Annotated in this window: 6 protein-coding genes; 3 read left to right on the top strand and 3 right to left on the bottom strand. The window is 46.6% G+C overall.

The genetic code is table 11. The annotated features are described in order from the left end of the window. Positions 1-332 precede the first annotated feature (332 nt). The 3 genes from GY683_RS02795 (at position 333) to GY683_RS02785 (ending at position 4255) form a co-directional block, all read left to right on the top strand. Positions 333-2186 carry a potassium/proton antiporter gene (locus GY683_RS02795; protein ID WP_297287298.1) on the top strand — a complete coding sequence of 618 codons (1854 nt, stop codon included), beginning with the start codon at positions 333-335 and terminating at the stop codon, positions 2184-2186. A gap of 119 nt (positions 2187-2305) precedes the next feature. After that, on the top strand, positions 2306-3271 hold the full coding sequence (gene sohB, locus GY683_RS02790) for a protease SohB (RefSeq protein ID WP_297287297.1): 966 nt from the start codon (positions 2306-2308) through the stop codon (positions 3269-3271). A 117-nt stretch (positions 3272-3388) separates the two neighbouring features. Beyond that, positions 3389-4255 (top strand): SDR family oxidoreductase, encoded by an 867-nt coding sequence (locus GY683_RS02785; protein ID WP_297287296.1) that lies wholly within the window; start codon positions 3389-3391, stop codon positions 4253-4255. Positions 4256-4281: 26 nt separating this feature from the next. Here the strand turns inward: GY683_RS02785 and fetB are convergent, their stop codons facing one another. Genes fetB through GY683_RS02770 form a run of 3 tightly spaced genes read right to left on the bottom strand, consistent with a single transcriptional unit; the run spans position 4282 to position 6193 of the window. Continuing rightward, positions 4282-5070, bottom strand: a complete 789-nt coding sequence (gene fetB / locus GY683_RS02780; protein WP_297287295.1) for an iron export ABC transporter permease subunit FetB — start codon at positions 5068-5070, stop codon at positions 4282-4284. Positions 5071-5072: 2 nt separating this feature from the next. Continuing rightward, on the bottom strand, positions 5073-5750 hold the full coding sequence (locus GY683_RS02775; RefSeq protein ID WP_297287294.1) for an ATP-binding cassette domain-containing protein: 678 nt from the start codon (positions 5748-5750) through the stop codon (positions 5073-5075). Next, positions 5750-6193, bottom strand: a complete 444-nt coding sequence (locus GY683_RS02770) for a thioesterase family protein (protein ID WP_297287293.1) — start codon at positions 6191-6193, stop codon at positions 5750-5752. Before GY683_RS02770 ends, GY683_RS02775 begins: the two co-directional genes overlap by 1 nt. Positions 6194-6271: the final 78 nt, after the last annotated feature.

The following is a 6271-nucleotide window of genomic DNA, read 5'->3' as shown; positions in this document are numbered from 1 at the left end:
TCTAAAATGTTAATCTAAATTTGTCAAAAACTAAGATTTTCAATAAAAATAAACAAAAACGCCACATTATGCCGATTTATTGCCGTCTGTGCAAGTGTTTCATTCTGGCTGATGATTTAACTTCGAAGTCCGTGTATTTTAAATGATACTAAAGATCTAACATCAAAATATTGAAAAATAGGCTAAACGAATGAATTTTCTATGGAATTTTAGGTAAAAATTGTGTTACGATTGACTGTTTTTATGAAGTTTTACTATTTGTTTAATCATTTATTTTAAAAACAGTAAATTCATCAATCCAATCGCCAAAAACAAGGGGGAAATCACGCTCAATGGATGCGTTAAATATTATTTATCTGGTGGCGGCAGCCCTGCTTTTTATTAGCATCATGACCAGCACGCTCTCGGCGCGTCTGGGAGTTCCTTTATTGCTTTTTTTCTTGGGCGTGGGGATGCTTGCAGGCGAAGAGGGCGTGCTTGGCATTCAGTTCCAAGAATATGGGGTGGCGAACTTTATTGGGCAGGCAGCGCTTGCTTGTATCTTGCTTGACGGTGGTCTTAGAACATCATTGAACTCATTTCGTGTGGGACTGCGACCCGCCATCACTTTGGCGACTTGGGGTGTATTGGCGACCGTTCTCGCGCTTGGGTTTTTTGCCACTTGGCTGTTGGACATTGATTGGCGATTAGGCCTTTTGATGGCGGCGATTGTCGGTAGTACTGATGCGGCGGCGGTATTTAGCCTGCTTCGTAATGGCGGAGTGAAGCTAAATGACCGTGTACAGGCAACGCTAGAGCTCGAATCAGGCGCGAACGACCCTTTGGCGATCCTATTAGTAACAGTGATGATCGCGCTAAATCTAGACCCTCAAAGCCAGAGCGTTGGCAGTGTGATCGCCATGCTCATTCAGCAGATTGGCGTGGGCTTGATGGTAGGTCTGGCGGCTGGTTGGGCAATCTCTCGCCTGCTGCCAAAGGTGTATCTGGCAGATGGCATGTATGCCATTTTGATTCTATCGGCTGGGCTTGCGGTGTTCGGTGCTACGAACCTGCTGGGCGGTAGCGGATTTTTGGCGGTGTATCTGACCGGTGTCATCATCGGTAATACCAAAGTACGTGCCACCGAACATGTGCTGCGAGTGATGGACAGCTTCGCTTGGCTGTCTCAAGCGATACTGTTTGTTGTATTGGGGCTGCTTGTCACACCATCCGAGATGCTTAAAGTTTGGCATTATTCATTGATTATTTTCTTGTTTTTGTTGTTTGTTGCGCGTCCTGTTGCTGTGGGCACGAGCCTATTGCATTTTGGATTTCGATTAAAAGAAATTGGGTTCATCTCATGGGTTGGCTTACGCGGTGCGGTGCCCATTACACTAGCCATCATTCCTGTGATGAGCAATGTAGAGGGCGCAAGTTTGGCGTTTAATATTACCTTTGGTGTCGTTATCCTGTCGCTATTAGCGCAAGGGGCGACTATTCCGTTCATGTCGCGCGTCTTTAAGGTGTGGGTACCGACAGATGCTGAGCCTAAGGCAGAACATGAAATCTGGGTGGGCGATCAGGCGAACATCACACTCTATGAATTCGAGGTCAAAGTTGGTGCCTTTGCCATCGGGCGCCACCCGCAAGACATCTCAAGTAAGGTCAATTCGCATGAGATTGCTGTCTTTGCGGTGGTGCGCGGTGAGCATTTGATTAACGTTGATGAAGACACCGTGCTAAAAGTCGGCGACATCGTGTGGTACGCACTGTCAGGTGACTGGGCAGCGAACATCGCCAAAGTTTTTAATAACTCCGCCACGCAATACCAAAAAAACAGCGAGTTCTACGGGGATTGGCTACTGTCACCGCATGCGCGCATCATGGATTTGCCGTTTTATAATCTCGCCACGCGCGCGCTTAGTCAGAACCGTCTGGGCAAAATGACGCCCATGGCGACAGCGCTTGACATATTCACCTTACCGCCTAACGCGGTAGGGCTGTCAGGCATTGATGATGAACTGATGGAAAAATTAAGCGAAGCACGCGACAAAACTGTCGAAGAGTTCATGATGGCACACTTTAAGGCAGAACCCGTTAAAGGGGACGAGGTGCGCTTAAATCAATCTTGGTCACTGATCGTTCGTGATATTGACGGTCGTGGGCGACTGCGCGGAATCGGTCTAAAGAATCTGTCTGATGACTAGACCAGATGCACTTAGTTTGTTATTTTTTGTATAAGTTGGTGTAAATTGACGCATTAAGCCCTATCTAAGCTTAACTCATTTCATCACACTAATGCTTTTTATAAATCACAGGAAAATTTATGCTATTTCATTCAGCAAAAAAACCCGTAGAATTACAAATTATTCATCTAAACAAGATCAAACAAAAGCGCAAAAAGCAATTCGAGGCAGCCCAAGAGGCCAAAGAAGACAAGCAGTCATGCTTCTCTAAGCTGTGCAAATTGGCGAAATCCAGCAAAAAAGACACAGATCAATCCGACATCGCAAATGATGCCAAAACCATCTATGTGCTAGATTTTGATGGTGACATCAAGGCAAGTGCGGTTGCGCATCTGCGCGAAGAGATCAGCACCATCATCACAACAGCCAAAGCAGGCGATGAAGTCGTTCTGCGCTTAGAAAGCGGCGGCGGTCAGGTCAATGCTTATGGTCTGGCGGCAGCGCAGCTTGATCGCATCAAGTCAGCAGGGCTAAGCTTGACAGTATGCGTGGATAAAATCGCAGCTAGCGGCGGCTACATGATGGCCTGTGTTGCAGATAAAATCATCGTCTCTGACTTTGGCATCATTGGCTCGGTGGGTGTGGTAAGTCAGCTGCCCAATTTTCATAAACTGATGAAAAAACACAACATCGGTTACGAGATGTTCACGGCGGGTGAATATAAGCGCACCGTGACAGTATTCGGCGAGAACACTGATGAAGATCGTGCCAAATACCAAGAGGAAATCAACCGAATACACGATTTATTTAAAGCGTTCGTCAAAAAACATCGTCCAAGCCTTGACGTCGATAAGATAGCTACGGGTGAATTTTGGTTCGGTGAGGATGCACTTGCATTGAACCTTGTGGATGAAGTGGGCACTTCTGATGCCTATGTGCTTAATCTCATGGATAATCACAATGTATATGCATTGCAATCACGAAGTAAGCCCACATTGGCAGAGAAGCTGGGATTGACCGAACAAATGAGCTCATCAATTGATGCCTTGATAGATGGTGCAGGTGCATCAGTAGCCAAGCTAATCAGCAAACTAAATCGCCCCTGATTGCTGTGCATGTGATTGATTGTACACATTAAATCATTGGGAATTTTATTAAAAATACGTTAAAATAGCGGGCTTATTTGGTTCGCTATTTTTATTTTATTATTTTTTGGATTTATTATGAAAAAATTAGAAGAAGTGTTTGCTAAAGCCGATAAATTCGGGCGAGTGGTTGCTAATAAGTTTAATAAAATTAAAGATTTAAATGACATTCGTGGTATCGGTCAAGACAAGACAGTGCTGATCACAGGGGCGAGCTCAGGTCTTGGGGCGATGATGGCGCGTAAATTTGCCTTTTTGGGTTATGATTTGGCGATTTGCGCCAGACGACTTGACCGCCTAGAAGTCTTAAAAGCTGAGCTTGAAAAGGAATTTGGCGTTAAAGTCTATGTGCGTACGCTAGATGTGACGGTATATGATGATGTGTTTACCGTGTTTGAAGACTTTGTCAAAGACATAGAAAATGACGGTGGGGTGCTTGACAAAATCATCGTAAACGCAGGTGTGGGCGACAGTCGTGTCATCGGGCATGGGCGATTTGCCATAAACCGAGCCACCGCCGAGACCAACTTCATCTCTGCCCTTGCCCAATGCGAGTCCGCCATGCAAATATTCCGCCGTCAAAACAGCGGTCATCTGGTGGTCATATCCAGTATGTCTGCGGTGCGTGGTCTGCCACGTCATTTGACAACTTACGCCGCCGCCAAAGCAGGGCTTGCTGCTCTTGCCGAGGGGATACGAGCCGACACCATTAGCGAAAAATTGCCAATTACGGTGTCCACCATCTACCCCGGTTATGTGCGTACTGACCTAAACATCGGAGCAAAATACCTGCCCTTTGAAGTCGAAGAAGATGAAGGGGCGGACGTGATCGTCAAAGCCATCGAAGCCAAAGTCGATGAAGCCTACGTCCCTGCGTGGCCATGGCTACCGATTGGGCTGGGCATGAAGTATTTGCCATTAAGACTAATCACGAAGTTTTTGTAGTCTTGTTAAAATCAAAACAGCTCCTATCATGGAGCTGTTTTTGTATTCACCACAAACCGCCCACGCTCATCAAAAAACCGCCGAACCACCAGCACCGCCGACAGCGTACACGACAGCGTACTACCTGCACAGATAAAAAACATGGTAACAATCTGATAGCGTACCGCCTGCGTGGGGTCAGCCCCTGCCAGTATTTGCCCTGTCATCATGCCTGGTAGGCTCACCAGTCCGACCACGAGCATGGAATTGACGGTTGGGGTTAGACCATTTAGCACCGCCGATTTGACAAGCTCATGCACCGCTTCAAAAGGGGTGGCCGACAGCGATAAGCGAGATTTGATAAGGACTTGCTTGTCGTGCATGGCGTTCACAATTTCGTTGGTGGTCAAAGATATGGCGGTCAAAGAATTGCCCAAAATCAGCCCCAAAATCGGTATGATGTACTGGGGGCGATACCAAGGCGACACCTTTAAAATGAGCGTCATGGCAATCAGCGTAACCACACCCGTGGCAACCGACAGCGAGATGATACTATCAGACAGTAAGCCCTTGTAGGGGCGTTTGACACGACCTTTTGCCGAGATACTGGCGATGAGTGTCATCACGGTCAAAATCGCAAGCACCTGCCACTCACTCTCCCGAGCGAACACCCACGCCAAAATCAGCCCAATCATGGACAACTGCACCACCGTCCGCACCCCTGCCATGATGAGCGTGCCTGTCAAGCCAAGCCGTAGGTATGCCGACACGCCTATCGTGATAAGCAGTAGGGTGCTGGCTAGGGCGATGTCGGTCAGGGAAAGTGTGATTGCCATAATTACACCGCCAACACCCCATTCTCCATACGCCATAAATCCGCCCCCAACGCTCGTTGTTCGCTTGGTGTGTGCGTCACCCAAATCAGGGCTTTGTGGTTGTCATGCCAATCTAGCACGAGTCTCATGAGTAGATTTGCCGTCTCATCATCAAGGGCGGACGTGGTTTCATCAAATAGGGCAACCGTTGGGTTAAATTGCAAAGTCCGCAAAAAACTCACGATTTGGCGTTCGCCCCCTGATAGCTCATGGATTGATTGGTTGATAAAATTGTCATGTTTGCCAAGTGTGGCAAGTTTTTGTAAATGCCAATTTTTATCAAATTTTTTGTTTTGGCGGTATTTAAAACCAAAGGGGGCGGTTAGGTTGTCAAGTACCGTACCGTCCGATAGGCTAGGGGTTTGATGAAATAGAGCAACGGCAGAACGGTAATCGGGCGGGGAGATTTGATTAAAAGGTGTTAATTTCCCATTTGTGTTTAGCTTTATACTATCGGCCGTCCCGTCATTTAAAGGCAATAAATCAGCCAAAGCTTGGAGCAGAACTGATTTTCCAGAACCTGAGCGACCGACGAGAGCGACTTTTTGACCATAATTTAAGTCAAAAGTCACGTCATCCAGCAACGTACGATCAACCACACGATAGGACAGCTGATTAACGCTAAGTAGAGGGGCTGTCATCAGCGAAATGCCGTAGGCAGGCGATGCGGACGAATGCCGTTCTCGCTGTTCATCACGCAGGCAAGGGTAATCACGCCAATGGTTGCGATTTTGCCATTTTTGAAATCATCATCACTTCGGTAGATGTACTGAGTTAGAATAAGGCTTGCAGACTTTTTGATGACTTCGGTGACAGTCACGACTAGCACATCATCAACTAACAGCGGTAATTTATAAGTCAAATCGGCACGACTCACCACAAAATGCACCTTGCCATCATGCCCATCCATCCCAGTTGCCGCACCTTCCGTGTCAAAAAAATAGCCGTCAAAGCCAAGTGACGTCAGCCAGTCCCTGCGACAATTTTCAAAAAAGGTCAAATGATTGGCATGATAGACAATGCCACCTGCGTCCGTGTGGTTGATATAAACCTTATAATTAGCATGAAAAATCGGTGCGCTCATTCATGTTTCCTCGATAGAATTTGAAATTATTGTACACTGACTTTGATAAATTTTTAAAATTTTTTCACAAAAATTTGT

The organism is Moraxella sp. (assembly GCF_024227015.1).
In the GTDB taxonomy this organism is placed as follows: Bacteria; Pseudomonadota; Gammaproteobacteria; order Pseudomonadales; family Moraxellaceae; genus Moraxella.
The sequence above is the reverse complement of the archived record's forward strand: the minus strand, read 5'-3'. Positions and strand labels throughout refer to the sequence as shown.

Bases quoted from the DNA above. Each gene is read 5' to 3' on its own strand.
- GY683_RS02775 (WP_297287294.1), bottom strand. From the start codon at position 5,750: ATGACAGCCCCTCTACTTAGCGTTAATCAGCTGTCCTATCGTGTGGTT.
- sohB (WP_297287297.1), top strand. From the start codon at position 2,306: ATGCTATTTCATTCAGCAAAAAAACCCGTAGAATTACAAATTATTCAT.
- GY683_RS02770 (WP_297287293.1), bottom strand. From the start codon at position 6,193: ATGAGCGCACCGATTTTTCATGCTAATTATAAGGTTTATATCAACCAC.
- GY683_RS02795 (WP_297287298.1), top strand. From the start codon at position 333: ATGGATGCGTTAAATATTATTTATCTGGTGGCGGCAGCCCTGCTTTTT.
- fetB (WP_297287295.1), bottom strand. From the start codon at position 5,070: ATGGCAATCACACTTTCCCTGACCGACATCGCCCTAGCCAGCACCCTA.
- GY683_RS02785 (WP_297287296.1), top strand. From the start codon at position 3,389: ATGAAAAAATTAGAAGAAGTGTTTGCTAAAGCCGATAAATTCGGGCGA.